Below are 1,034 nucleotides of genomic sequence, written 5' to 3' on the forward strand. Positions count from 1 at the left end.
CAGAGCGCTGGGTGCCGGTATCATCGACGAATACCTGCATCTGTTGCGTGGGGAAGGCGCGTTCGAGGTACTCGATCACAGCGTCGAGCGGGCTGAGGTCGAGGTCGAGCTCCGCGCGCTCTTCTGGCGAAAGGCTGTCGAGACGGCGATCGAGGATGCTTTCGGCAGTCGAGACCAGCTGAACCACCACCACCTCGTCCCGGTCCAGATGATGATTGATGGCAGCGATCAGCGTTGGCAGCTTCATCGACAGCAGCAGCTGGTTGAAGAACCGCTGCTTGGTGCTTTCAAACCGGCTGCGTGCCGCAGCTTTTGCGCCGCTGTTGAGCGTTGCGCCGCCGATTTCATCGACCACGCCGGTGAGCTCCAGCGCTTCCTCCATGTTCTGATGGATGATCGCCCAGGCATCCGCATAAGTATCATAGACCGCGATCTGCTCGGCGGTCAGATCATGCTTCAGGATGTCGTATTCGACCCCTGCAAAGCTGAGCGCGCGCGCCTGATAGAGCCCGAGTGCCTTGAGGTCGCGCGACACGAGTTCCATCGCTGCGATGCCCCCTGCCCTGATCTGGCTGATGAAATCTTCGCGGTTGGCAAACGCAGTGCCCGGTCCCCACAGACCGAGCCGCACGGCATAGGCAAGGTTGTTGACCTCCGAGGCCCCGGTTGCAGAGGCGTAGATAACCCGGGCATTGGGCAAATTGTTTTGCAGCAGTACGCCGGCGATGCCCTGCAAGGATCCGCTTTTCGTGCCCCGGGCGCCCTCGCCTCCCGCAACCCCGCCCATCTCGTGGCTCTCGTCGAAGGCGATGACACCGTCGAAATCCTCGCCCGCCCAGTCCAGTAGTTGCTTGAGGCGCGTGGCATCCTGACGCTGGCTCCGAAGGGTCGGGTAAGTGACGAACAGGATTCCTTCGCGAAACGGAACCGCCTGATCGATCTTCCAGTTCGAAAGCGGCTGAATGTCGGCAGCAAGGCCGCCGATGGCACTCCAGTCGCGGCGCGCGTCTTCGAGCAGACTCTCGTTCTTCGAT

At 61.6% G+C, this 1,034-nt stretch carries 1 protein-coding gene; it reads right to left on the bottom strand.

Going from position 1 to position 1,034, the window contains the following annotated elements; translation table 11 throughout:
• Window positions 1–1,034: strawberry notch family protein (locus tag C0456_RS20825; protein WP_291056715.1), on the bottom strand; the 1,034-nt coding region annotated here is incomplete at both ends.

The organism is Hyphomonas sp., from assembly GCF_013823385.1.
Classification (GTDB): domain Bacteria; phylum Pseudomonadota; class Alphaproteobacteria; order Caulobacterales; family Hyphomonadaceae; genus Hyphomonas.